Source organism: Pseudomonas sp. 05T35 (assembly GCF_056396605.1).
This window is the reverse complement of the sequence record NZ_JBFTLU010000815.1, coordinates 1-847: the sequence shown is the minus strand read 5'-3', so window position 1 is coordinate 847 and position 847 is coordinate 1. Positions and strand designations below refer to the sequence as shown.

Annotated in this window: 1 protein-coding gene; it reads right to left on the bottom strand. The window is 63.9% G+C overall.

The annotated features are described in order from the left end of the window. On the bottom strand, nt 1–847 hold an 847-nt coding region (locus tag AC1DH9_RS30030; protein WP_477809438.1), incomplete at both ends, for an Ig-like domain-containing protein.

Below are 847 nucleotides of genomic sequence, written 5' to 3'. Positions count from 1 at the left end.
GGGTTGGTTTTCCGTACCGGCGGCCGTATCGGCCACCGCYACCGGWSCGTCGTTGGTGCCGGTRATGGTCACGTCCACCGTGGAACTCGAGAGCGCGCCGTGTTCGTCCTGCATCTGGTAATTGAGCGTCACGTGCTCGACCGCGCCTTGCGCCAGGTGGTCGAAGTCAGTTCCGGGGGTGAACACCAGCTGGTTGCCGACCACGCTGGCACTGCCTTTGTTTGCCGGCGCGCTGGCCGAGTTCAGTGTGAACGCGTGACCGTCATCGACATCGGTGTCGTTGCCCAGCACGTTGATGGTCAGGGTCTGGTTTTCCGTGCCGGCGGCYGTATCGGCCACYGCCACCGGCGCGTCGTTGGTGCCGGTGATGGTCACGTCCACCGTGGAACTCGAGAGTGCCCCGTGTTCATCCTGCATCTGGTAACTGAGCGTCACGTGCTCGACCACCCCCTGCGCCAGGTGATCAAAATCGCTTCCCGGAGTGAACAGCAGCTGGTTGTCGACCACGCTGGCTGTACCCTTGTTTGCCGGCGCGCTGGCCGAGTTCAGCGTGAACGCGTGACCGTCGTCGACATCGGTGTCGTTGSCCAGCACGTTGATGCTCAGGGTCTGGTTCTCCGTGCCGGCGGCCGTATCGGCCACCGCCACCGGCGCGTCGTTGGTGCCGGTAATGGTCACGTCTACGCTGCTGGTCGAGATTGCGCCGTGCTCGTCGCTCATGGTGTAGCTGAGCGTGACACTGGCCGTGGCGCCTTGCGCCAGGTGATCAAAATCGCTTCCCGGATTGAACTGCAACTGGTTGCCGACCACGCTGGCACCTGCAACTGGTTGCCGACCACGCTGGCAC